This window comes from Rhizobium sp. CF142, from assembly GCF_000281145.1.
Lineage (GTDB): Bacteria > Pseudomonadota > Alphaproteobacteria > Rhizobiales > Rhizobiaceae > Rhizobium.
Genome location: NZ_AJWE01000024.1, coordinates 26,605 through 50,009 on the forward strand (window position 1 = coordinate 26,605; position 23,405 = coordinate 50,009).

Here is a 23,405-nt window from a genome sequence, read left to right on the forward strand (position 1 = left end):
ATGTATATCGCGATGAACCGCTTCAAGGTGGCCGCCGGCGCCGAGGGTGATTTCGAGGCTGTCTGGCGTAATCGCGATTCCAGCCTTTCCGAAGTTCCTGGCTTCGTCGAGTTTCGGCTGCTGCGCGGCAAGGCCAATGCGGAGGAGGGCTATACGCTGTTTTCTTCCCACACGCTCTGGCGCAGCGAAGAGGATTTTCTGAACTGGACGAAGTCGGAGAATTTCCGCGCTGCACATCGCAATGCAGGCGACAACAAGGGCCTGTATGAGGGCCCGCCGGTATTCGAAGGCTTCAACGTCGTTGACGGCATATGAGCGGCGATCCCGATCGTATTGAAGTCCTGCCGGTCCTGCCGTCGCTCGATATCGCAGAGACGCTCGCCTTCTATCGCGATCAGCTCGGCTTTGCCAAAATCGTGCACCAGACGCCGGATTATCTGATCCTCAGGCGCGGCGAGATGGAGCTGCATTTCTGGCTGACGGATGATCGAAGCCTGCCGGAAAAGACATCCGTCTACCTGCGCGGCGGCGGCATTGCCGCCCTTCATGCGGAATACCGTACGAAGGGCGTTTCACGCCTGTCGGATATGGAGGTGCGGCCGTGGAACATGGAGGAATTCTATATCCATGATCCGCACGGCAATCTCCTGCGCTTTGGCCGCATACCGCAGCCGTAGAGTTTAACTCTTGACGCGGAAGAAGGCGCTCGCCGAAACTGCCAGCCAGCCCAGCATCATGGCCCAGCCGCCCGTCGGCGCGGCATAGGGAAAGAGGCTGGAGCCGGTAAAGCGCAGGGTGACGAGATCGCCCGCAAAGAGCAACGTCCCCACAATCATCAGCAAACCGGCCAGCCAGGCGCTTTTGATTTTGCCGGCACCCAGCGCCAGTGCCAGCAGGGCAGGGGCGTGAGCAAGGCACATGGCAGAGGCCGAGGTGGCCAGATGCGCGTCACCACCGCCATGGGCGGCGAGGGCGGCCAGCGCCACGCCTGCGAGGCCGAACAGGCCGGCAAAGAGATAGAGCACCGGTTCCAGACGCGCGTTCAGGCTCATGACTATTCCTTGTTCTGCATGTGATGGGCGAGGCGCTCGACCGGCGCCCAGATGAGGTCGCGCAGCGCCTGGCTGGCGATGGTTTCATCCATGGCGCGGCGGAAGCAGAGCAGCCATTCGTCGCGTTCGACGGGGCCGATCTCGGCAACGAAATGACGGCTGCGCAGACGGGGATGGCCACGCTTGTCGGTATAGAGCGGCGGACCGCCGAGATAACCGGTCATGTATTCGTAGAATTTCTCTTCACTGCCTTCGAGGCTTGGTGGATGCACGGCGCGTACGTTTTTCGCCTCCGGCAACGTATCCATCAGTTCGTAGAAACGATGCGTCAAAGCCCGAACGACCGGATCGCCGCCGATCGCCTCATACAAAGTCGTCACCTGTGAAGTTGCCTGCTCCGGCACGAAACCATCCCTTTAATACCCACTCCAGAGCGCCGGCGTTCCCTCCGCCACTCTGGATTTTTGTTCCAGCATCGGATTGTCCGAAAACCGTTTCACACCTTTCGGTCCGATGCTTTAGATGCACCCGATCAAAAAGGATCGCAACTGTCATCAAAACAGCGCGTCATTTCGCGCATAATCCCTGTGAGGCAGGGTTCTCAGCCGATTCTTCTTGACAAAACCGTCCGGACGGTATCTTTGTAAATCCATGTCGAACGCTCATCATCGCAAGAAACAACCCGTGCTCGTGCGCCAGCAGTTGCTGGAGGTCGCCGCACGTCTTGCTGGTGAGAGTGGCATGAGCGCTGTCACGCTCGATGCGGTCTCGGCTGCATCAGGCGTCAGCAAGGGCGGACTGCTGCATCACTTCCCCACGAAGAATGCGCTCCTGGACGCCCTGTTCGAGAGCCTGCTGGAGAAGTTCGACGCCGATATAGACGAGCTGATGCGCGCCGATCCGCTGCCGCAGGGCCGTTTCTCGCGGGCCTATCTGCAGGCGGTGTCCGGGCTGAAGGATCGTCCCGACGATTCCAGAAGCTGGACGCAGGTGACGATCGCGCTTCTCGCCGAACCCCGGCTGCGCCTCCGATGGCGCCAATGGGTGGCGGCAAGAGCCGAGGAATATATCGGCACCGACTCGGCGCTCGACACTCTGATCGTGCGTTTTGCCGCCGACGGTCTGTGGTTCGCAGATACGTTGGAAAGCCATGATATCAGTGGCGCTCTGAGGCGAGAGCTGATCGCCCGCCTCATCGAGCTGACCCACAAGTAGATTAAGAAGGAATACCGCCATGAACCCGGCTGCCGTCTATGGGCTGCTCGTTGCAGCCATCGTGCTTGAAGTTATCGGCACGACAGCACTTCAGCTCTCCCAGCAGTTTACCCGCCTCGGGCCGACGGTGCTTGTCGTCGCCTGCTATGGGGCTGCCTTCTACTGCCTGTCGCTGACGCTGAAGCATATTCCTGTTGGAATCGCCTATGCGATTTGGAGCGCTTTGGGAATCGTGCTGATTTCCTCCGTCGGCCTCATCTTTTTCAAGCAGCGGCTGGATACGCCCGCCATCATCGGCCTCGGCCTGATCATCTCTGGCGTCGTCGTCGTCAACCTGTTTTCCAAGTCCATTTCCCATTGATGTGACAAGGGATTTTTCCCGGTCGTGAAACCGGGAAAAATCCTCTTTGTCAAAATACCGACAAAGGTCTATGTCTTCCTCTGACGTGGAGGAGGGACTGCTTTGGCTGGCCATCTTTCCAAAGCGCTTTGAATCCCACCTTCCTGCTTGCCAAAAATCCAAAGGTTCTAGAGGAGCATAGCCATGGCCATTCGCACCGTCGTATGGGGAGAGAACATCCATGAGACAACCAATGAGATCGTCCGGGGCATTTACCCCGAGGGCATGCACACTACGATCGCCAAGGCGCTGAACACCGATCCGGCGATTTCCGCGACCACGGCAACGCTGCAGGAACCGGAACATGGCCTCAGCGAAGCCCGGCTTGCCGAGACCGACGTTCTGACCTGGTGGGGTCACAAGGATCACGGCGCGGTTTCTGACGTCGTCGTCGAGCGCGTCGCCAAGCGGGTCTGGGAAGGCATGGGTCTGCTCGTGCTGCATTCCGGCCATTTCTCCAAGATCTTCAAGCGGCTGATGGGCACGCCCTGTGCACTGAAATGGCGCGAGGCGGGTGAGCGCGAGCGTCTGTGGACGATCAATCAGCGCCATCCGATCGCTGCCGGGATCGGCGAGCATTTCGAGCTTGAAAACGAGGAAATGTATGGCGAGCAGTTCTCCGTACCGGAGCCACTGGAAACGGTGTTCATCTCCTGGTTCCAGGGCGGCGAAGTCTTCCGGTCTGGCCTGACCTGGCGGCGCGGGGCCGGCAACATCTTCTATTTCCGCCCCGGCCACGAAACCTATCCGACCTATCACGATGCGAACGTGCAGAAGGTGCTGATCAACGGCGTGAAATGGGCCTATAACCCCGAGGGTGCGTTGACTGGTATCACCGACGCCCCAAATGTGCCGGTAGAGAAGGCACTGGAGCGGATCGTCGAACGCGGCCCGAGACTGCACCAGGCCGGCGAAGCCGGTTACCGCTGAGGAGCATCCATGCGACTACTCGTTCTTGGTACGGGCGTGATGGCGAAAAACCAGCTCGCCCATTTCGCGAATATGGACGGCGTGACCGTGGTCGGCGCCGTTGATACGGATTCCGACCGCCTTGCCGCATTCGCCGATAAGTTCAATATCGAGAAGCGGTTTCTGACGCTGGAGGAGGCGATCGCCTGGGGCGAGTTCGATGCGGCGACGAATATCACGCCTGACCGAATCCATTACCCGACCACCATGGCGCTGATCGCGGCCGGCAAGCATGTGCTGTGTGAGAAGCCGCTGGCGGAAAACTATCCCAAGGCGCTGGAGATGACGGAAGCGGCTGAGACCGCCGGCGTCATCAACATGGTCAATCTCACCTATCGCAACGTCGCACCGCTGCAGCGCGCCCGCGAGATGGTGCTGTCAGGCGAGCTCGGAACAATCAAGCATGTGGAGGCCTCCTATCTCCAGAGCTGGCTGGTATCCCGCGCCTGGGGCGATTGGCGTACGGAATCGACCTGGCTGTGGAGGCTTTCCACCGGCCACGGTTCGAACGGCGTGCTCGGCGATGTCGGCATTCATATCCTCGACTTCGCGGCCTATGGCGCTGCGACCGATATCGATCATGTCTTCGCCCGGCTGAAGACCTTCAACAAAGTGCCGGGCGGCCAGATCGGCGAATATATGCTCGATGCCAATGACAGCTTCACTATGTCGGTTGATTTCGCCAATGGCGCCCTCGGCGTCATCCATGCCAGCCGCTGGGCGACCGGGCATCTGAACGAGCTGAAGCTGCGCATCTATGGCGAGAAGGGCAGCCTCGAGGTCATCCACCGTCCAAGCGGCTCCGAGCTGCATGGCTGCCTCGGCGACGATGTCGAAACTGCGACCTGGAAGCCGGTCGACGTGCCGCCGGTTCCAACCAACTATCAGCGCTTTGCCGAAGCTGTGGCAACGGGCGTCCAGTACGACCCGAACTTCCGTCATGCGGCCAACCTGCAGAAGGTGCTCGACCTTGCCATGGTCACCGAGCGCGAACGCCGCGAGCTGAAAGTCTGATTGTTTTCAATGAAACCGCCGCCCTTGTTGGCGGCGGTTCCCTGCGGCATTTGACCGCTGAACCTTCACTTGAGACGACGTCGGGACTATCCATATGTAGGAAATGGTCAACGCGGTGATGTCGTGTCGGCTCCTGCGCGGAAGGCCATGCAATTTCCTGGTCTGCGATGGAAAGCCCATGACTGACGTTATCTCCAATTCACCCCTTCCCAAAAAATCAGCACCCACCCCCAAGACGCAGGATTTCGAAACTGCGGGGATCTCTTCCCTCAATCGCCCTAGCATCATAACGCGCTTCTTCATGAGCATCGTTGCCTGGGCCGAAGGCCTGAACTTCAAATACGCAAAGCTCGGCAATCCGCCTGTTTACGACAACGCCACCTTCCCCTGGGCCCAGGAGGTCGAGAAGGCCTGGCCTGAGATCCGCGCGGAACTCGACCGGGTGCTGGTGCGCCAGAGCGAGCTGCCGAGCTTCCAGGAAATCTCCACCGACGTGCAGACCATTTCCAAGGACAATCGCTGGAAGACCTTCTTCCTCGTCGGTTTCGGCGTGAAGTCGGAGCAGAATATCCAAGCCTGCCCGGAAACCTGGAAGGCGGTGCAGAATATCCCGGGTCTGAAGACGGCGATGTTTTCGATCTTCGAGCCCGGCAAACATCTGCCGGCCCATCGCGGCCCCTATAATGGCGTGCTGCGCCTGCATCTCGGCATGATCGTGCCTGATGCGACCGATAAGCTCGCCATCCGCGTCAAGGACCAGATTTGCCACTGGCAGGAAGGCAAGGCGCTGATCTTCGACGACGCCTATGAGCATGAAGCCTGGAACCACACGGACAAGACGCGTGTCGTTCTGTTCATCGATTTCGTGAAGCCGCTGAAATTCCCGGCGCGGCTGATCAACTGGGCTCTGCTCAATCTTGCGATTTTCACGCCGTTCATTCGCGAAGGGCTCGATAATCACAAGGAATGGGAAAAGAAGTTCTATGCGCAGGCGGAAGCCCTGCGGAACCGTACATAGAAAAAGGCCCCGCTGAAGCAAGCGGGGCCAGTCCCTGTTATTCGATCACCTGAACCACACGATGGGTCTGCGGCTCGACAATCACATGGCGGTCGTTGATGACGGTATAGGCATAGCGCGGATTATCCGGCACCGGGATCACCTGAACATCTGCGGGCAGCGGCTTGCCGACCACGATCGGCTGCTGCACCACCACTGCTGACGGCGGGGCCGGCTGCTGCTGGACGTAGGTTACGACCTCGCGCGGCGGCGGATCGACGACAGCGCCGGCTACACCGCCTGCCACGCCGCCAATTGCAGCGCCGACGGGACCGCCGACAATGGCGCCGGTGATTGCGCCGCCGGCAGCACCCGTCACGGCTCCATCGGCCATCGCATGCGTGGCCAGAGACGAGAGCGCAAGCGCGCTCGATACAAGAATGACCTTGTACATTTTGCTTCTCCTTAGCTTTATGTCTTTGTTTTCAAGCCAAATTCCGGATGCAGAACCGCTATACGCTTCTGCTGGAATTGCTTTGGTCTGCACTGAGGTAACGAGCCCATCCTGTCGATGTTCCGGCCGGAGAAGCGTTTCGGAGTCACGGTTTGGAAGCGCAGGTCACATAGTGTGAGGTGTGCTATTCCAACCTGCGGCGGAACAGCCAGGCGGCAGCACCAAGTGTCGCGCAGGCGATCAGCGCCAGCGGAATGGTCTGGTTCAGCACCTCGGCGGCCGGAATATCCTTCAGGAAGACGCCTTTGACGATGATGAGGAAATAGCGCAGCGGATTGACAATCGTCACGGGCTGCAGCCAGTCCGGCATGTTCTCGATCGGGGTTGCGAAACCCGAAAGCAGCATGGCCGGCACCATGAACAGGAAGGCTCCGAGGATCGCCTGCTGCTGTGTCATCGAGAGCGCCGAGATGAAGAGGCCGAGGCCTGCCACCGAACCCAGATAGAAGATCGAGCTGCCATAGAGCAGGAAGAGCGAGCCGCGTAGGGGAACGCCGAAGATGAAGATCGCCGCCAGCACATAAAGCGTCATGTGGAAGAGGCCGATCATCATCGGCGGAATGAGCTTGCCGATCAGGATTTCATGGACGCGCAGCGGCGAGACCATCAGCTGGTCGAAAGTGCCGAGTTCCCGTTCGCGGGCAATGGAAAGCGCTGTGACGATGAGGCCGATGAGCAAGGCGATGCTGGCGATCAGGTTCGGCACCATGAACCATTGGTAGGTGAGGTTGGCGTTGAACCAGTTGCGCGGCACGGTCGCGACCGTCTTCGCCATGGCGCGCCGACCTGCCGGCGTCTCAGTCGAAAGTGTCATGCCGATTTGAGTGAGATAGCCGGAGACGATCTGGGAAGCGTTGGAGCGGCGCCCATCGAGGATGATCTGCAGGTCGGCGGGGATACCGGCCTCGATGTTGCGGGAGAAATCCGGGCCGATCTCTATTGCGGCAATGACGGACTGGCCGTCGATCGCCTCGCGGATATCGGTCTGGTTATCGGTGGTCTCGATGCGCCGGAAGGTCGGGGAGCCCTGGATGCGCTGGATCAGTTCCTGCCCCCAATGGCCGCTGTCGCGGTTCAGCACCATGACATCGACATTGCGCACTTCAAGCGTCGCCGCATAGGAAAAGACGAGGAGCTGCATGAGGGGCGGCACGATCAGCACGAAGCGACCCTTGGGGTCGCGCATCACGGCGAGCAGTTCCTTGACGATGAGGGCCTTCAGCCGGGTCCACCACATCTCAGCCGATCCTCTTTCTGGTGCTGCGGGCGGCGAGCACAAACATGATGCCGCCGATCGTGAGCATGACGGCGATGGAGCGGGCGAACATTGGCCAGATATCGCCTGCCAGGAACACCGTCTGCAGGCTGGGGATCAGATAGCGGGCCGGCACGATGATGGTGATCCACTGGATGATTGCGGGCATGGAATTGATCTCGAAGAGAAAGCCCGACAGCAGGAAGGCCGGCAGAAAGGCCGTGATCAGCGCGATCTGCGAGGCGAGGAACTGGTTCTTGGTTGCCGTGGAGATCAACAGGCCCTGGCCGAGCGCGGGGATCAGGAAGGCGGCTGACAGGGCATAGAGCGCTGCGACCGAGCCGCGGAACGGCACGCCGAAGAGGAAGACGGCCAGCAGCACGCAGAGCGTCATCGAGGCGAGGCCGAGCAGGAAATAGGGAAGGATCTTGCCGGCAAGCAGCTCGGCAGATGTTACAGGTGTCGCCATCACCGCCTCCATCGTGCCTCGCTCCCATTCGCGGGCGACGACGAGAGAGGTGAGCAGCGTGCCGACCAGCGTCATGACGATGGCGATAGAGCCGGGGACGAGGAAGTTGCGGCTCGTGAGCTCCGGATTGAACCAGAAGCGCTGCTCGATGGAGATCGGCGGACCGGCGGCCACCGTCTCGGATTGCCGCTGCCGCTCCCAATTGGCGACGGTCCCTTGCGCATAGTTCTGCACGAAATTGGCGGTATTCGGGTCCGAACCGTCGACGAGAACCTGGATCTGCGGGTGGTTGCCGGCGGCATAGTCTGTCGTGAAATCGGCGGGGATGACGACGATGCCGCGCACATTGCCGAGAACGAGATCCTCTTCGAACATGCGCCGGTCGCGGCCAACAGTGACGGAGAAATAGCGGGAGGCCTGGAAGCTTGCCGCGAGGTCCTGCGTCAAGGGTGTGGCCTGTTCCAGCACGAGGCCGATGCGGGTGCGGGTCGTATCCAGCGACACGCCATAGCCGAAGAGGAAGAGCAGGATCAGCGGCAACACGAAGGCGATGAGAATGGTGCTGGGATCACGGATCGCCTGATAGCTTTCCTTGCGCACGAGGGCGACGAAGCGGCGGATGCGGGAAGAGGTGCTCACGCGGCTTCCCCTTCCGTTTCCGACTCCTGAACAAGGGCGATGAAGGCGTCCTCCATCGTCGGGTCCGGCTGCTCCCTGGTGGCGACACGCGCCTTCAGCTCATCGGGCGAGCCGAGCGCGATCGAGCGGCCGCGATAGATCAGCGAGATGCGGTCGCAATATTCGGCCTCGTCCATGAAATGCGTCGTCACGAGCACCGTGACGCCCTTTTCGACGAGTGCATTGATATGGGTCCAGAATTCGCGCCGCGTGATCGGATCGACGCCTGATGTGGGTTCGTCGAGGAAGAGGGCGCGCGGTTCATGCATAACGGCGCAGGCAAGCGCCAGGCGCTGTTTCAGGCCGAGCGGCAGGTCCTTGGCCGAATGGCGCGCGTGGCGGCCGAAATCGAATATATCGGTCATCAACTCGATGCGCTCGCGCCGGCGATTGCCGGAGAGGCCGTAGACGCCGGCGAAGAATTCGAGATTCTGCATGACGGTGAGATCGCCATAGAGCGAGAATTTCTGCGCCATGTAGCCGAGCTGGTTGCGCGCTTCGGCGGCATCCTTGCGCAGGTCGAAGCCGGCAACACGGCCTTCGCCCTCCGTCGGCTTCAACAGGCCGCAGAGCATCTTGAAAGTGGTGGACTTGCCCGCACCATTCGGGCCGAGCAGGCCGAAGATCTCGCCGCGGCTTATATCGAAGGTGATCTTGTCGGCAGCGGTGAAATCTCCGAAGCGCTTGGTCAGGCCATGCGCCTCGATGACGGGACGATCACCCATCTCGCTTGGCGCCGCTTGCGCTTCGGCGAGTTTCGAGCGCCCGCCGGGGCCACCGCCGAGCATATCGATGAAGGCATCCTCGAAGCGGGGAGGGGTGGGCGCGAGCTTTGCTTCACCGCCGGCACCGCCGATATCAGGCGTCTCATCCTTGCCGGTGACGAGGCGGATGGCATCGCCTTGGATGACGCCATCGATGACACCCTTTGTCTGCAGCAGTTCGGCCAGCACCTGCCGCCTGCGGCCCGTCACGCCCGATACCTTGAAGACGCGGTCTTCCACGCGGCCGGTCAGGTCATGCGGCTTGCCGGAAAAGAGCAGCTTGCCCTGATTGAGCAGCAGAACGTGATCACAGGCCTCTGCCTCATCCAGATAGGCGGTCGACCAGAGCACGCCGATGCCTTCCTGCGTCAGGTTCTCGACCATCTTCCAGAGGTCGCGCCGCGAGATCGGATCGACGCCGACGCCGGGCTCATCGAGCAGCAGCAGGCGCGGCTTCTTCAGCAGTGCGCAGGCAAGGCCGAGCTTCTGTTTCATGCCGCCCGAGAGCTTACCGGCAAGCCGCGTCGTGAAGCGCTTGAGATCGGTGAAGGTCAGCAGTTCCTCGAAGGAGGCTGCGCGTTCGGCCTTTGGGAGGCCGCGCAGATCGGCGTAGAGATCGAGATTTTCCTGAACCGACAGATCCTCATAGAGGCCGAAGCGCTGCGGCATGTAGCCGATCGAGGCCTGGATGGCGGCCGGGTTCTTCTGCGTATCGAAGCCCAGCACCTCCACCGTGCCGCTATCGGGCATCATCAGGCCGGTCATCAGTCGGATCAGCGTCGTCTTGCCGGCGCCGTCGGGGCCGACGAGGCCGGTGATCGCGCCGCCCTTCACCTCGCCGGAGACGGCATCGAGTGCCGGCGGGCCATCGCTGAAGCGCTTGGTTACATCGGCAAGCCGCACCAGCGCTTCATCCTTTGGGGCGGGAGACGCGCTCATTGTGCGGCCAGCGAGGGAAAGCGCACGGTGACCGGCATGCCCTGGCGCAGGTCCGGGCCGGGCTTGTCGATGACGATGCGCAGGCGATAGACGAGATCGGTGCGAAGCTCCGGCGTCTCGACCGATTTCGGCGTGAATTCGGCGACCGGCGAAATGAAGCCGATCGTGCCTTCATAGGGCTTGTCGGCTCGAGTATCGGAGGTGACCTCGACCTTCATGCCGGGATGCAGGCGGCCGAGATCGCCTTCGGCCACATAGCTGCGCACCCAGACCGGCTGCGTCAGCGAGAGAACATAGACGGTATCAGCCGGCGAAACGATGGCGCCGGGTTCCCGCACGCGAGAGAGGATGACGCCGTCATTCGGCGCGCGCAATTCGGTATCGGCAAGTGAGATGCGGGCAGAGGCCAGTGCAGATTGCGCGGCCTTCAATTGCGCCTCGGCATTGGCAATGTCTTCCACGCGGCTGCCTTCCTGCAGGAGTTTCAGCGCTTCATTGACGGAATCCGCACGTGCTGCCGCCATCGAGCGATTGGCGGTCGCCTGGTCGAGGTTCGCCTCTGATATCGTGCCCTGAGGACGGAGCTGGCGGGCGCGGTCATAGGCGATATTGGCATTGCGCAGTGCGGCAAGGCTTTCCTCATAGGAGGCTTGCGCCTGGGCAATCTCCGTCGGGCGCGGACCGGCCTTCAGCTTGTCGAGCGTCGCCTGCAGGGCAGCGACATTGGCCTCAGCCGAAGCGACGGCCGCTTGGAAAGGTGCGACGTCGAGCTTGCCGAGTACCTCGCCGCTCCTGATCATGTCGCCCTCATCGACGGCCAGCGAGGCAAGCCGGCCATTGACGCGGAAGCCGAGGGAGACCTGGCGGATATCGACATTGCCATAGAGCGCGAATTCCCTCGATCGTTCCGGCAGCCAGCCGAGTTTCTGAGGCAGCCCATACCACCAGGCGGCGGCACCCGCAGCGAGGAGAATGAGGATGGCAAGGGGGAGGATCCGTCTCATCGGGTATTTCCTTTCGCCGGACGTAGTTGGCCGACAAGCTCTGCAACGAGGTTGCGCAGGGTCTGGAGTTGTTCAGGGCCAACCGACTGCCACTCCATCTGGGCAAGAACGGCGGCATGGGCGACGCGGAAAACCATGATGTTGCCGACGAAGGCGAGGGTGCGCAGCCGCACATGTTCGCTGGCCGGGTCTTCCTGCAGGATGGTGCCGATCATGCGGCGCGCCATTTCGATCATCGGACGCATGAGGCCCTGATAGACACGGGCGAAGGCCTCTGTCGGCTCCATCTGCTCGCGGATGATGAAGCGCGCCCAGGGCTCGGACTCCTTGCTGACGAAAAGGCCGACCATGGTCGCGCCCATCTCCGTCAACAGGCGCCGCGCATCCTCTTCGCTCAGTGTCTGGCCCGCAGCCTCAAGCGCCATGAGATGGGCGCCGATCTGCTGGCGCAGGGAGCCGACATGGCGGTCGATGCGCGAGACCAGATATTCCGCGGTCGCGACATAGAGGCCTTCCTTGCCGCCGAAATAATAGGGAATGGCCTGCAGGTTGACGCCCGCAGCCTCGCTCAGCTGCCGCGTCGAGGTGCCGTCGAAGCCATAGCGGCCGAAGACATCGAGGGCCGCGGAAAGCAGCTTTTCCCGGGTGATTTCGGCGCGGTTCGGTTGGTTTGATTCATCAGTCATCGCTGATATATACTCCTAACGAAAATTTCAGTCAATCGAATGAATGTTTATTTTACCAAGCCTGCCCTGATGTGTCCTGCCCAGATGTGTATGAGGATTGCGGGCGCGAGCCGCCAGTATATTTACGTTTACTGCCGGCGCATTTACCGTTTCGTACTTCCATAAATGCTAATGTTCTGGCTGAATGGGCTGATGAGAAACCAGCACGTCACGCCAGGAATCGGACGACATGCCTGGAGAGCGCTTGTTACCGGCGCTGCTCTTGCTCTTCCTGTGGCCATGGTTTGCGCTGACGATATTGCGCCCGGAAAAGGCAATCGCATCCAGAACGAGGTGGTGAAGCCATCTCCGCATGACGGACAGCTGACGGCGCCGCATATGAGCGCGATCTGGTGGCTGCGAATCAGGCGAGAGGCACAGCAGGCCGATCAGCCTGATCGTTCAAAGCAGGTTTTCGTGCGCAGCGACAACCAGCCCTAATCCCGGCCAACCTCGGCCGAAGCGCTGCGCGTCCATTCTCAGGCACGAAGGCCGTCTTCTGAGCCTAGACATCGGGCTTTCCGAAGGCCGATTCCGGTTTGCGGGCCGGTGCCGCGGGGCTCGTTTCCGGCCGATGGGGGCTCGGGTCTCTTTTGCGGCGCTGAGCCCGGCCGATTAGACGCAGGGCCAGCGCTGTCGGCAAGATTCTCGCAATGAAGGCGGCGAGCTTCGAGGAGATGCCGGGGATGACGAGGCAGCGGCCGGACTTGAAGCCGCGCCATGCCTGCTCGGCCACATAATCGGCATCGAGCTTGGGTAGGACCTTGAAGAGGGCGGCCCGGTCGGCGCCGGATTTTTCCAGGAAGTCGGTCGAGACAGGGCCGGGGGCGACGCAGGTTACTGTCACACCGAAGCGGCGGACCTCCTCATGAAGGGCGGTCGAGAAGGCGCGCACGAAATTCTTGCTGGCGTAATAAAACGCCATGTATGGGCCTGGCGTGAAACCGGCGACGGAGCCGAGATTGATGACGCCGCCGCTGCGGCGCGCCACCATGCCCGGCAGGAAGCGAAGGGTCATGTCGGCGAGTGCACGGATGTTGACGTCGATGATCCCAAGCTGATCCTCTGCGGGCAGGGAGGTTGCCGCGCCGCGCAGCCCATAACCGGCGCTGTTGACCAGAACGCTGCAGGCGAGCCCGTTTTCGGCGAGATAGGATTCCAGCCGGGCGGATGCATCCGCAGAGGCGAGGTCGAGTTCGATCGTGAAGGCTTCGCCGCCCGCCTGCGTCATCTCGGTTGCGGCAGCCGCAAGGCCTTCGGCGGAGCGCGCCACGAGCACCACGATATTGCCCTCGCGCGCGGCGACCCGGGCAATGGCCCGCCCGATGCCGCGGGACGCTCCGAGAACGACGACAGCCAGGCGCTGCTCGGCGCCTTCGCTCATGGGACAATTCCCGCAATCGATATGCCGGCGGGTTTTCCCGCCTGCGGCAGCCCCCTGACCTCACCGGCGACCTCGCCGTTCAGGATGTTTTCGAACCGCTCCAATGCCCGGGCGATGCTGGCGCCATCCATGACGCGGTGATCATAGTGGATGCGCACGGTGACCGTGCCGTCCGCATCGATCGGGCCGTAATTCAGCAGCGTGGTGAGCGGCGTCAGCGGATTCAAGGATTCGGCGCCGAGGCCGGAATAGACCGAGAGTTGGAACGTGCCGAAATAATGCCCGCGCCGCTTTGCCAGGTTGAGCCCGAGCCACATCATGGACCAGCGGAGCAGGGCGGGCGCCCGGGCAAGTTTGAGCGAACGCCGGAAGTCCTTGATCTCGCCGATCGGCAGCGAGCGGGCTTCGCGGATCAGCTTTTCGAGCTCCGGAATGGGGCGCTGTTCCGGCCCTTTTATCTTGCTCAGGAGGACGATCCGCTCGCCCTCATGCTCGCGCTCATGGGCGATGGAGGCCACGCTTTCGGGATATTCGTAGAGCTGATGAAACGGGAATTTGATATAGGCGCGCCGGAGATCAGGGGTCTCCTTTGAGAGCAGCGCATAGCCTTTCAGGAACAGCACGGTCCATGACGGGCGCGGATCGCAGGCGCTTCGGGCATCCAGCAGCGGGCGGATATTCATCTGCCGCTGCACGGTGACGCGCGGGATGCCGATCGAAAACCGCATGAGATCTCCGACAAGCCGCCTTGCGGGCGAAAGCCTTATTGTGCGTCCCTTCATCGTGCCCTCCTCCTAGAGCATTTCCGTTTTTCCTCGAAACACGGAAATGCTCTATCTCCTTGTTTTCACGCAATTGCGGACGCAAAACCGCTGCACACTTTTGCTGGAATTGCTCTAATAGAGATAAGGGATGATCCGCTTCGTCCTGTCCATGTAGGCGCGGTATTCGGGACCAAAAACATCCATCATCATACGCTCTTCCTTGTCCACCCGCAGGAAGAACAGCACGGCAAAGCCGATAAGGCCAGCCAGACCCGCCACCCAGTTCGACAGGAGGAAAGCCTGGGCAAGGCCCATCAGCATGAAGGAAGTGTACATGGGGTGGCGCACTAGCGCGTAGGGACCTGATGATATCAGCTCGTGCTTCTGGCGGATTTCGAGCGTGATGGACCAGTTTCGTCCCAGCTGCTTGTGTGTCCTGCGAAAGACCCACATGGCGAGCGCGAAGATGGCGGCCCCAAGCACGACCGCCCACAGGTGGGCAGGGTAGTCGGCAGCTTTCGGGATGCCTGTCGCGACGTAAAATCCCGGCACGATCGCAAGCCCGGCGAGAGCCGCCGCAAGGGCTATCTTCTCCGAGACGCTCCGCCGGCTGCTGACGACGGGCACGCGTTTGCCGCGGCGCTCAAACGGGTATCGAATGACGTACCATGCGATAATTCCGAGGACCCAGACGATCTCGCCAATGGTGTGAACTGACAAGTTCAAATCGGCACCAGAACCTTTCCACGATCCGTTTTCCGGGATCGCCCTGCTTTTCTATCAACCCGTATTCATCTCCCGCAGGTTTGTAATGAATTGCTGCGGGCGAAGCCAGATGCCGGGCGTCTTATACCCCATATGCTTGGCGATATCAGCCACGAAGGCGTTGCAATTGAAGACGGTCGCCTCCCAGACGCGGCTGCGCTCCTTGAGTTTGCGAATATAGGCGACCGTATCGTCATATTCTGCGTCCGTCAGCATGACGCGCCAGCTTGCCGAGCGGTATTGCTCCTCGAGGTCGCCGTCCGTTTCGCCTGTCGTGGCGGGCACAGGAATGAAGTGGCCGATGACGTAAGGCGCGGCATCTTCAGAAGCCGGGGCAAGTCCCGCAACCTCGGGATTGATCATTTTTCCGTTCTTGTCGGCGCTCCCGAAGACGACATAGGTGTGACCGTAGGTCAGCGCATAACGCGAGCGGAACTCGATGAAACGCCGCCCCGCCTGGTTTTGAGTCGTGGCCGGTTTCTTCAGGTCACGGGCATCGGACGTATAACGTGGCTGGGGGGCTTTATCTTCTGACTGACACGATGATACCACAACCGCCAAAATAGCGACCAAGCACAAGCGGCTTCTTCCAAGCGCCATCGACACGCTCCATGTGCAGGCTCCTGCGAATGCGGGCCTGATGATGCCAGCTGATGCGCCGTTCCTGCGTCCTGAATGGCAGGCGGGATCAATCCTGGCCGTTTTTGGATGTTAGAGAGAGGAAGGGCCTATCAAGCCCTTCCTAAATGTCATGCGAATTTTACTTGTAGACGGCCGTTGCCGCAGGCGGCGGAGCTTTCCCCTTGCCTTTACCAATCGACCCGCAGGCACTCAGATTGGCCACCGCAAGCGTTGCTAGGATCACGAATAAAATTCTGCTCATTAAGTCCTCTCCTCATCCTGGTGCAGGCCTGAAAGAGCTGCACCTCAAAGTTTGACGATAATCGGCACCTTGGACAGTGCGGGAGTGATGCAATGTGCAACGAATCTACATTAGCAGATACTTACCGGTGTGGCCAACCCCGCAATTTCACATGGTAAACGGCATCAAATGACGACTACACGCGTTCCCACCCGGGTGCGGGAGTAGAGGTCGACGATGTTTGCATTGGTCAGGCGAATGCAGCCGTTCGACACCGCGTGGCCGATCGACCAGGGCGCGTTGGTTCCGTGCAGCCGGAAAAGCGTGTCCTGGCCGCCCTGGTAGAGGTAAAGGGCCGCAGCCCCCAGCGGATTGTCCGGTCCTCCCGGCACGCCATCGGCATATTGGGCGAGCCGCGGCTTGCGCGCGATCATGTCGTCGGTGGGCTTCCAAGAGGGCCACTCCGCCTTGCGGCCGATCGTGGCTTCGCCCTTGAAGCTCAGCCCCTCTTCGCCGACGGCGACACCGTAGCGCGTGGCCTGGCCGCCGTCCTCGACGAAATAGAGATAGCGTGCCCCCGTATCGACGACGATGGTGCCCGGCGGCTCGCCTCCGTCATAGGCCACTTCCTGTCGCCGATAGCGGGGATCGGCATCCGGGTCCCTTCCCAAAACCCGGTAGCCCAGCGGCGGGCCATCCGATGTCGTACTGCATCCATAAAGCATCAGAGTCAGGCCACCCAAAACGAGGCCTCGGCGTGTGACATCTGCCCGTTCGTCCATTTCCACCTGCCAAAGAGTTCAGTCAGATTTGATGATTTCCGCTAGAGCACGGGCATCCATTCGCGGATCTACGCATCAGGATTTCCGAAAATCGATCCCGAATTTCGGGTCGATGCTGCCGGTGGTCGGCCAATTATTCGTTTCTGTGGAACAATGTACGCATCAGGCGGACAAGCTGCGCAACTTGCAATAGTGTTCATTTTAGTCATCCATGAAACTCCTTGCCTCAACCACTCGTTTTGCAGGAGTATTAGCATACTGGAATGGACACAACGATGAAACTTTGCCTGGAAGGAAAAGTCGCGATCGTGACGGGCGCCGGCTCCGGAATTGGGGCAGCGGTTTCCCGGCAGCTCGCTCAGGAGGGTGCCGAGGTCATCATTGCCGATTGCAATGCTGACGGCGCTCACACGATTGCAGCGGCGATTCGGTCGGACGGCGGACAGGCTCGTCCGTTTGTCGTCGATGTGACCGACTTCGAAGGCGTGCAGAAGCTTGTCCATTTTGCCGTCGAGGAATGCGGTGGCCTGGATCTCGCCGTCAACAATGCCGGGGTCGATGGCGTGCGGGCAGCGGTCGCAGACTATCCGCTTGATGACTGGCACAGATTGATGAACGTCAATCTGAACAGCGTTTTCTACTGCATGAAATGCGAGATCGCCGCGATGCTGAAATCGGGCGGGGGAGTAATCGTCAACATGTCTTCTGCGCTTGGGTCCGTCGCACTGCCGACCGCGGCAGCCTATACCGCCGCCAAGCACGGGCTGGTCGGGCTGACGAAAGCCGCCGCGATCGAATATGCGCGCTTTGGGATCCGGATCAATGCCATCGGTCCCGGCTGGATCGATACGCCCCTCCTGTCGGAGCATCTGGAGGCAGCGAGCACACGCCGGATGGCAGCGCTCCAGCCAATGGGAAGGCGTGGCACGCCGGACGAAGTTGCAAATCTCGTTTGCTTCCTTCTGTCTGAACAGGCGAGCTTCATTACAGGCGCTCACTACCTGGTGGATGGGGCCTATACTGCGCATTAAAGCGCATTAAAGCGCCGCAGGTTGGCGCAAATCGCGCGGCCTTGCCAGTTCGGCAGCACACCCTAGATTGAAGTTGTGCGGGATTCCCGCGGCCGCTGTACATGCCGTTGTTCTGAAGTCGATTTTCAATCACAGAGGGGCCTCCATCATGTCGGAGAAATCGAGGAATGGCATCGATCGCCGCGATCTCCTGATCGCTTCCATTGCCACGGTCGGCGCGTCGGCGGCCCTTGCCGTCAGTACCGGTGCTGCGAATGCCGAGGACGCAGCGAAACCCGCTGCCAATCCTGCCGCAGGAACGGTCTATACGGGCGATGTCATCCAAGGGAAAAAGGTCGTCAGCGCGCTCGATGTCAACGACCTGGAGCCCGGGCAGAAGCATTACTTGTATTTTCAGGGTGTGCAGATGCCCACGGGGCAGCACTGGTATGTGTCCGTGACGGTCGCCAAGGGGGCGAAGCCGGGCAAGCGCGGCATCCTGACCAGTGGCGTGCATGGCGATGAAATGAGCAACATTCACACGGTCCAGACCGTGATGAACCAGCTCGATCCGGCGCAGATGTCGGGCACGGTCATGGCGGTCACCGACGTGGCACGCCCTGCTATCGAAGGCATGCAGCGCAGGTGGCCCAATCAGGGCAGGGGCGTAGATCTGATCGATATGAACAGGGAATGGCCGGGGAACGAGAACGGTCTCACCGCGCCCAGCCGACATGCCGGGCTGCTGTTCAACCGGCTGCTGCGGCCGAACGCCGACTTCGCGATCGATTTCCACACCGGAACGACCGGGTTCGAAGTCACCGCATTCAATATCGGCGGCATGGATGTGCCCGAGGTCAAGGCCATGGTGGAGCTCTATCCCGTCGGCCAAATCTACGACAACCATGTCTATCCCGGTGTCCTGCACAACGCGTTCATGGACGAGGGCATCCCTTCCTTCACGCCGGAGATCGGCGCTGCCCGCGTCCTGGACCTCGCGATGATCTCGCTGTTCGTGGAAGGCACGATGAACGTGCTGAAGCATCACGGCATCGTTGCCGGGCCGATGGGCCGGACAGGCAAGGACGTGAATGTCTTCGTCGGCAATAGTGCGTTCCCGATCCTGGCAACCCAGGGCGGGATCGTCGAGCATCTGGTCAAGCTCAACGACAAGGTCGAACCCGGACAGAAGGTGGCCATCCAGCGCAACAGTTTTGGCGAAGTGGTGGCCGAATATACGAGCGGCGTGGCGGGAGAGATAACCGGCCAGCGCAGCGATGCAATGTCCGAGCCCGGCAACCCCCTGGTATTCATCCTCTTCCACAAGGCGGCGGAGGGCGGTGAGTCCTATCCCGAATAATCCGTCGTTCCGCGCATCGTAGAGACGTCTGCCAATCAGAATCGGTTATCGGCTGCTTCCAAAGCAAACAAATTCGCCAGGACTATCAACTTATCCGTTTACTTGGGTCGGAATTGCGCAGAATATTAGCAAATGGGAGGATAAGCCTTCGGCCCCACTCTCGATACATTGCGCCCGAACGGCTTTCCTCCCTTGGTTTCAAGGGAGGACCAATCATGAGGCGGGTATTGTTCTACGCGGCATCGGCCGCGATACTGTCGCTCGGTGTCTCAGATGCATTTGCGCAGTCGGGCGGCGTCGAGAAAGCGGTTGGCGGCTACAACTTCGAGGAAGCCGCAAAAGAGGCCCCCGGCACGAAGGATTTCCATTCGGCTGACGGTCATCTGACCTTCGCGATCGTAACGCATACGGCAGGCAACGGCTTCTTTGACCCTGTCTATGTCGGCGCGACCGTCGCCGGCAATATGATCGGTGCCAAGATATTGCTGCTCGGTTCGGAATCGCCAGTAGACGACCCCGCCCGCGAAATCGAGATCCTGAACCAGATCATTCAGGACCCGACGATCGACGGCATCATCATGACGACGCCGCAGACCGGCGCCTATAACGACATCGTCAAGGCTGCCGAGGCGGCCGGTATCCCGATCGCGACGACCAACTCGTTCGACGGCACCATTCTGCACCGGAGCGCGATCAGCCACACCGGCCAGGATGCGTCGGCGGCGGCAATCGGCGGCGAGGCGCTCGCCAATTGCGTCCTTGCCAGTGGCGCGACCAGCGGCTCGATCGTGCTGCCGTCCTCCACCGCAATGGGCAATATCGAGGTGAACAACCGTGTCACCGCCGCCTTCAATGCCATCGTCAAGACGTTGAAGGATGCCGGCAAGCTCGATGCCTTCAAGGTTGACGCCGGTCCGGAGAATGTCGGCATCGACACCAACCCGAACGATCCCGTCAACGCGCTTGTTTCGCTCTTCGAGTCCCGCGGCGACGTGGTCGGCGCCTTCACAGCCAACAACGTCTTTACGCCGCCGCTCGTCAAGGCGGTTGCCCAGATGGGGAAGACCGGCAAGTTGTGCGCTTATGGTTTCGATCTCGGTCCGGCACAGCAGGAAGGCATCGCAGCGGGGAACCTGACCGGCTCGCTCGGCCAGCAGCCCTTCCTGCAGGGCTTCTGGCCTGTCATGCAGCTCTATCTCCAGATCGATCGCGGTATCTCGGCTGCCAATCTCGACACGCGTGCCCAGCTGGTGACGAAGGATAACGTCGCCAAGGTCGGCAAACGCTTCGAGAACTGATTTCGTTTGGGATGCCTGAAATCGTGGCGGGAGGGCGTGAGCCGTCCCGCCACGCGGCAGTAAGGATCGGTCGGTAGAAACCCATTCGGTCGGTAGAAACTCATGGAGCCCGCCACGACGACATCGCTCGGCCGTGCGCCACCCCAGCTCGTCGGCGGCTGGGAGGCGGGGCTCCTCATGTTTCTTGCGCTGCTCTATATCGGCGGGGCAATCGTCAATCCGGCCTTTTTCGGATCGACAGAAGGCCTTCACGCGCTTCTGCGTGATACGTCCCGCGTGGGGATCATCGCGGTGGGAATGACTTTCGTCATCGTCAACAGGGATCTCGATCTTTCGGTCGGTTCGACCTACGGGCTGGTTGCCGTCGTCTTCGCCAGGCTTTTTGCCCCGAGCTTTCTCGATTTCGGCGTGATCCAGTCGGCGATCCTTTGTCTGCTGCTGGGTACGGCGATCGGTCTGATCAACGGCGTGCTCGTTACCGTCCTGAAAGTGCCTGCCTTCATCGCGACGCTGACGATGCTCTTCATCGGCCGCGGTTTCGTGCTCGCGCTGACGCATGGTCAGGCGATCTATTATTCCGACAAGGCGAAAGACCATCCGCTGTTCTTTCATCTGGGAGAGACGAATCTCCTCGGCTTCAACAACCAGATCGCAATCTTCTTCCTTATCGCTTTGGCTGGGGCCTTTGTGCTTGCCAAGACCCGCTGGGGCTATGAGACTTTCGCCACCGGCGGAAACGAGCAGGCGGCGATCTATGCCGGCATTCGCACGCGCTGGGTGCGCATTCGCGCCTATCTGCTCTCCTCGCTTTGCGCGACCCTTGCCGCTCTCCTGTCGGCCGCGCAGGACAAGGGTGTCACCCCTCTCTACGGCGTCAGCTGGGAACTCACCATTATCGCATCCGTCGTCATCGGCGGAGCATCGATCCTCGGCGGGCGCGGGCGCGTCATCGGGTCCTGCCTGGGTGCTGCGGTCGTCGTGCTGATCGACAAGGTGCTGCGCGAGGGATGGCCGATCACGCGCACCGTCGTGATCGACGGTCAAAGCATCGCAGTCGGCGCCAAGTTCACCCTGCCTGCAGGCGCCGTGCTGGTTTTCCTGGGTCTGCTTCTCGTCCTCGCCGTGCTTATCGAGCCAATTCTTATCAGGCGCCAGGTTGCAGCCCGGCTATGGGCCTGGCTCAGCGGCCGGCCGCCTCCGCCGGCCTACGAGATGGGTGGCGTGGCGATCGAAGGTGTCCAGACCAAGGGGGCGATGGCGACCGACATGGCGCTGTCTGCCACCGGGCTCGGCAAGTTTCTCGCCCGCCGCGACGCACTTGCCATCATCCTGACCGCAGTGTTGTGGCTGACGGGCCTCGCGCTCAGGCCGGACTACTGGTGGAACCTGCCCAACACCTTTGCCATCCTGCTCAACTATACGGAACTCGCTCTCATCGCGGTCGGGCTCACCTATGTCATCGCAGCCGGCGATATCGATCTCTCGGTCGGTGCGGTGCTCGCCCTTGCCGGCAGCACGGCGGCCTATTTCCTGAAGGTGCTCGGCGCCGACCCGTTCACCGCCGTGGCGATGGGCCTGTTTGCGGGGACGTGCGCCGGCGCCGTCAACGCCATGGTCGTCGTCGGCTTCAAACTGCCTGCCTTCATCGCCACGCTCGGCATGTTCTACATTGCCCGGGGGCTCGCCGCCTGGTTCGTCGCGGGACAGCAGCTGACCGGCTGGCCCGAGGGCTATAACCTGCTCGGGCGCAAGGTGAATGACGTTCTCCTGCATTTCGGCCTTGCGCTGCCGCCGGGGATCATTCGCTCGGTCGCCGAGGTCGTCAGCGTCCAGACGATCTGGATGTTTTTCATCGCCGTGATCGCCGGTATCGTGCTTGCCTATACGCCGTTCGGGCTGAAGGTCTGTGCGGCCGGCGGCAACGTGCGCGCCGCAGCCTATGCCGGTATCAACACCAACCGCGTGCGCTTCATCTCGCTCATGCTGTCGGCGCTCTGCGCAACCATGGCCGGGATCATCAATGTCGCCTACTTCCGCAGCTTCAACCCGGTCGCCGGCCAGTTTCGCGAGCTCGATGCGATCGCTTCCGTCATCATCGGCGGCGGATCGATCTTCGGCGGTTACGGCACGATGATCGGTTCGCTTGCGGGTGCCGCCGTCATCACGCTCGTCCGCGCACTGCTTCAACTCAACGTCCAGGGGTTCAGCATGCCGCAGCACTGGATCAACGTCTTTATCGGCGTCATCCTCATCGTCGCGGTGCTGATCGATATATGGGTGCGCCAGGCCAATATTTTCGGACGCCTGCGAGCCCGGCTGAGAAGAGGGGCGTCAACAGGGGACAGCAGTCATGGCTGAGGCGACACCATCCGCGCCGATCGTGGAAATGCGGGGCATCGAAAAAGCCTTCGGGGCCGTGCAGGCGCTTCGCAAGGTTGATCTGACGCTTTATCCCGGTGAGATTCTCGGCCTGGTCGGCGACAATTCCGCCGGCAAATCGACGCTCATGAAGATCCTGACCGGTGCTTACCAGCGCGATGCGGGTGATATCCTCGTTGCCGGGCAACCGGTGCGCTTCAAGAGCCCGCATGAGAGCCGCGGCGTCGGCATCGAGATGATCTACCAGGATTTCGCGCTCTGCGGCAACATGGATGTCGGCCAGAACATCTTCCTTGGTCGCTGGCCGCTCAAAGGCCCTTTCGTTAACAGGCGGAAGATGTATGCGGAAGCCGACAGCGTGCTGAAGCGGCTCAAGGTCGACGTGAACTCCGTCTATCAGAAGGTCGAAAGCCTGTCGGGCGGCCGACAACAATCCGTCGCGATCGCCCGCGCAATCTCGTTCGAGCCGCGCGTCGTGATCCTCGACGAGCCGACCGCCAACCTTTCCGTGATGGCGACGGAACGGCTGCTCGAAACCATGCTGGAACTGAAGAGACAGGGCGTCGCCCAGATAATCATCTCACACCGCCTGGTCGATATTTTTGCCGTGGGTGATCGTGTCATGGTCCTCAAGCGCGGCGAATATGTCGGCGATCGTTACATCAGGAATACCGACGAGCATGAGGTGCTGGAGATTATCGTTTCCGGCACGCGCGAGAGCGCGCGGACAGCCGATGAGGCAAGAAAGATCTGATCGATCGGCTGCTCCGCTTCGCGCCAGAAGCGGATTCGCGGTCCTTAGCTGA

At 61.0% G+C, this 23,405-nt stretch carries 27 protein-coding genes; 13 read left to right on the top strand and 14 right to left on the bottom strand.

The window, feature by feature from the left end:
• On the top strand, positions 1-315 hold the full coding sequence (locus PMI11_RS07785; protein ID WP_007815272.1) for an antibiotic biosynthesis monooxygenase family protein: 315 nt from the start codon (positions 1-3) through the stop codon (positions 313-315).
• Positions 312-677, top strand: coding sequence for a bleomycin resistance protein (locus tag PMI11_RS07790; protein ID WP_007815274.1), 366 nt, complete (start codon positions 312-314; stop codon positions 675-677). The genes PMI11_RS07785 and PMI11_RS07790 overlap by 4 nt, the downstream gene beginning before the upstream one ends.
• 3 nt (positions 678-680) lie before the next feature.
• Here PMI11_RS07790 and PMI11_RS07795 read toward each other — a convergent pair whose 3' ends face one another.
• Together PMI11_RS07795 and PMI11_RS07800 are read right to left on the bottom strand one after the other, a co-directional pair.
• On the bottom strand, positions 681-1,052 hold the full coding sequence (locus PMI11_RS07795) for a DUF423 domain-containing protein (protein WP_007815276.1): 372 nt from the start codon (positions 1,050-1,052) through the stop codon (positions 681-683).
• 2 nt (positions 1,053-1,054) lie between these two features.
• The gene (locus PMI11_RS07800) at positions 1,055-1,456 is read right to left on the bottom strand and encodes a group II truncated hemoglobin (RefSeq protein WP_007815278.1); all 402 of its coding nucleotides are present in this window, start codon (positions 1,454-1,456) and stop codon (positions 1,055-1,057) included.
• Positions 1,457-1,703: 247 nt separating this feature from the next.
• Here PMI11_RS07800 and PMI11_RS07805 point away from each other — a divergent pair, with 247 nt between their 5' ends.
• From PMI11_RS07805 to PMI11_RS07825, 5 genes are all read left to right on the top strand, one after another.
• Positions 1,704-2,267, top strand: a complete 564-nt coding sequence (locus PMI11_RS07805) for a TetR/AcrR family transcriptional regulator (RefSeq protein WP_007815280.1) — start codon at positions 1,704-1,706, stop codon at positions 2,265-2,267.
• Between the two features lie 19 nt (positions 2,268-2,286).
• A complete protein-coding gene (locus PMI11_RS07810) occupies positions 2,287-2,628 on the top strand; it encodes a DMT family transporter (protein ID WP_007815282.1) in 342 nt (113 codons plus the stop codon).
• A gap of 183 nt (positions 2,629-2,811) precedes the next feature.
• Entirely contained in the window at positions 2,812-3,597 is a 786-nt protein-coding gene (locus PMI11_RS07815) for a ThuA domain-containing protein (RefSeq protein WP_007815285.1), read from the top strand.
• Between the two features lie 9 nt (positions 3,598-3,606).
• Positions 3,607-4,650 carry a Gfo/Idh/MocA family protein gene (locus tag PMI11_RS07820; protein ID WP_007815287.1) on the top strand — a complete coding sequence of 348 codons (1,044 nt, stop codon included), beginning with the start codon at positions 3,607-3,609 and terminating at the stop codon, positions 4,648-4,650.
• A 178-nt stretch (positions 4,651-4,828) separates the two neighbouring features.
• Positions 4,829-5,668 carry an aspartyl/asparaginyl beta-hydroxylase domain-containing protein gene (locus PMI11_RS07825; RefSeq protein WP_007815288.1) on the top strand — a complete coding sequence of 280 codons (840 nt, stop codon included), beginning with the start codon at positions 4,829-4,831 and terminating at the stop codon, positions 5,666-5,668.
• Positions 5,669-5,705: 37 nt separating this feature from the next.
• On the opposite strand, the gene PMI11_RS07830 is transcribed toward PMI11_RS07825, so the two are convergent.
• The 6 genes from PMI11_RS07830 to PMI11_RS07855 form a co-directional block, all read right to left on the bottom strand.
• Positions 5,706-6,101, bottom strand: a complete 396-nt coding sequence (locus tag PMI11_RS07830; RefSeq protein ID WP_007815290.1) for a DUF1236 domain-containing protein — start codon at positions 6,099-6,101, stop codon at positions 5,706-5,708.
• A 184-nt stretch (positions 6,102-6,285) separates the two neighbouring features.
• Positions 6,286-7,398, bottom strand: a complete 1,113-nt coding sequence (locus PMI11_RS07835) for an ABC transporter permease (RefSeq protein ID WP_007815292.1) — start codon at positions 7,396-7,398, stop codon at positions 6,286-6,288.
• Between the two features lies 1 nt (position 7,399).
• Complete coding sequence (locus PMI11_RS07840) at positions 7,400-8,524, bottom strand: ABC transporter permease (protein WP_007815294.1); 1,125 nt, start codon at positions 8,522-8,524, stop codon at positions 7,400-7,402.
• Entirely contained in the window at positions 8,521-10,266 is a 1,746-nt protein-coding gene (locus PMI11_RS07845) for an ATP-binding cassette domain-containing protein (RefSeq protein WP_007815295.1), read from the bottom strand. Before PMI11_RS07845 ends, PMI11_RS07840 begins: the two co-directional genes overlap by 4 nt.
• Positions 10,263-11,270: a secretion protein HlyD gene (gene hlyD, locus PMI11_RS07850; RefSeq protein WP_007815298.1), complete on the bottom strand. Its 1,008-nt coding sequence runs from the start codon at positions 11,268-11,270 to the stop codon at positions 10,263-10,265. Before hlyD ends, PMI11_RS07845 begins: the two co-directional genes overlap by 4 nt.
• Entirely contained in the window at positions 11,267-11,956 is a 690-nt protein-coding gene (locus tag PMI11_RS07855) for a CerR family C-terminal domain-containing protein (protein ID WP_007815299.1), read from the bottom strand. Before PMI11_RS07855 ends, hlyD begins: the two co-directional genes overlap by 4 nt.
• Before the next feature lie 192 nt (positions 11,957-12,148).
• Between PMI11_RS07855 and PMI11_RS07860 the strand changes: the two genes are divergently transcribed.
• Positions 12,149-12,436: a hypothetical protein gene (locus tag PMI11_RS07860; RefSeq protein WP_157179600.1), complete on the top strand. Its 288-nt coding sequence runs from the start codon at positions 12,149-12,151 to the stop codon at positions 12,434-12,436.
• Positions 12,437-12,500: 64 nt separating this feature from the next.
• Here the strand turns inward: PMI11_RS07860 and PMI11_RS07865 are convergent, their stop codons facing one another.
• The 6 genes from PMI11_RS07865 to PMI11_RS07885 all read right to left on the bottom strand — a co-directional run bounded on the left by PMI11_RS07865 (position 12,501) and on the right by PMI11_RS07885 (position 16,552).
• Entirely contained in the window at positions 12,501-13,379 is an 879-nt protein-coding gene (locus tag PMI11_RS07865) for an SDR family NAD(P)-dependent oxidoreductase (RefSeq protein WP_007815301.1), read from the bottom strand.
• The gene (locus PMI11_RS07870) at positions 13,376-14,161 is read right to left on the bottom strand and encodes a hypothetical protein (protein ID WP_007815303.1); all 786 of its coding nucleotides are present in this window, start codon (positions 14,159-14,161) and stop codon (positions 13,376-13,378) included. Before PMI11_RS07870 ends, PMI11_RS07865 begins: the two co-directional genes overlap by 4 nt.
• 114 nt (positions 14,162-14,275) lie before the next feature.
• The gene (locus tag PMI11_RS07875) at positions 14,276-14,863 is read right to left on the bottom strand and encodes a protein-S-isoprenylcysteine O-methyltransferase (protein WP_037070906.1); all 588 of its coding nucleotides are present in this window, start codon (positions 14,861-14,863) and stop codon (positions 14,276-14,278) included.
• A gap of 60 nt (positions 14,864-14,923) precedes the next feature.
• Positions 14,924-15,508, bottom strand: coding sequence for a hypothetical protein (locus PMI11_RS07880; protein WP_007815307.1), 585 nt, complete (start codon positions 15,506-15,508; stop codon positions 14,924-14,926).
• Positions 15,509-15,668: 160 nt separating this feature from the next.
• A complete protein-coding gene (locus PMI11_RS36360; RefSeq protein WP_007815309.1) occupies positions 15,669-15,791 on the bottom strand; it encodes a hypothetical protein in 123 nt (40 codons plus the stop codon).
• A gap of 164 nt (positions 15,792-15,955) precedes the next feature.
• Entirely contained in the window at positions 15,956-16,552 is a 597-nt protein-coding gene (locus PMI11_RS07885; protein WP_007815312.1) for a L,D-transpeptidase, read from the bottom strand.
• Between the two features lie 275 nt (positions 16,553-16,827).
• Here PMI11_RS07885 and fabG point away from each other — a divergent pair, with 275 nt between their 5' ends.
• The 5 genes from fabG (at position 16,828) to PMI11_RS07910 (ending at position 23,353) form a co-directional block, all read left to right on the top strand.
• On the top strand, positions 16,828-17,583 hold the full coding sequence (gene fabG / locus PMI11_RS07890; RefSeq protein WP_007815314.1) for an SDR family NAD(P)-dependent oxidoreductase: 756 nt from the start codon (positions 16,828-16,830) through the stop codon (positions 17,581-17,583).
• Between the two features lie 148 nt (positions 17,584-17,731).
• On the top strand, positions 17,732-18,922 hold the full coding sequence (locus tag PMI11_RS07895; protein ID WP_007815318.1) for a M14 family metallopeptidase: 1,191 nt from the start codon (positions 17,732-17,734) through the stop codon (positions 18,920-18,922).
• Between the two features lie 215 nt (positions 18,923-19,137).
• Entirely contained in the window at positions 19,138-20,220 is a 1,083-nt protein-coding gene (locus PMI11_RS07900; RefSeq protein WP_007815320.1) for a substrate-binding domain-containing protein, read from the top strand.
• A 102-nt stretch (positions 20,221-20,322) separates the two neighbouring features.
• On the top strand, positions 20,323-22,578 hold the full coding sequence (locus PMI11_RS07905) for an ABC transporter permease (protein ID WP_007815322.1): 2,256 nt from the start codon (positions 20,323-20,325) through the stop codon (positions 22,576-22,578).
• Positions 22,571-23,353, top strand: coding sequence for an ATP-binding cassette domain-containing protein (locus PMI11_RS07910; RefSeq protein WP_007815323.1), 783 nt, complete (start codon positions 22,571-22,573; stop codon positions 23,351-23,353). The genes PMI11_RS07905 and PMI11_RS07910 overlap by 8 nt, the downstream gene beginning before the upstream one ends.
• Positions 23,354-23,405 lie beyond the last annotated feature (52 nt).